We start from the raw sequence: 531 nt of genomic DNA on the forward strand, positions 1-531 counted from the left end.
TACCCGATCGGGGTGCCGCACCGCGAGCTCGAGGCCGAGCGCACCGCCGATCGAGACGCCGGCGTAGAAGAATCGGCCGTCATCCGAGAGCCCGCCCGCCGCCTCGGCGACGGCATCGGCGAGTTCGGCGAGCGTGAAGGGCGCGTTCGGCACCGGGGCGCCCTCGTGCCCGGGCAGGGTGAGCAGGGTGACGCGGTAGTCGGTGGCGAGGGCCGGCACCGCGTTCTCCCAGATGAGGGTGCCGGTGCCGAGGGAGTGACCGAGCACGAGCAGCGGCGCACCCGCGGGGCCGGTCGGTTCGGTCAGGAGGATCGGTGGGGTGGTCATGCGGTCTCCTTGGACGTCGTCATCAGAGTGGATCCTGCGACTGCGCGCAGGATGACGAGTTACTCATCTGCCTCGCGGGCGTTGGTGACGCGGTCGACGAGTACGCCGGCCAGGCCCGTGTAGCCGGCGGGGTCGAGCAGGTCGGCGATGTCGATGCCCGTGCCTTCGAGCCCCGGCTCGGCGCGCAGCAGCGCCGCGAGGTCG

1 protein-coding gene is annotated in these 531 nt (G+C 72.3%); it reads right to left on the reverse strand.

Going from position 1 to position 531, the window contains the following annotated elements; genetic code table 11:
* Nucleotides 1-327, reverse strand: a 327-nt coding sequence (locus tag ACFPZL_RS14170) for an alpha/beta fold hydrolase (protein ID WP_382336060.1), incomplete at its 3' end; no start/stop codon positions are given.
* Nucleotides 328-531 lie beyond the last annotated feature (204 nt).

The sequence above is a fragment of the Leucobacter soli genome (assembly GCF_042659205.1).
GTDB classification, from domain to species: Bacteria; Actinomycetota; Actinomycetes; order Actinomycetales; family Microbacteriaceae; genus Leucobacter; species Leucobacter soli.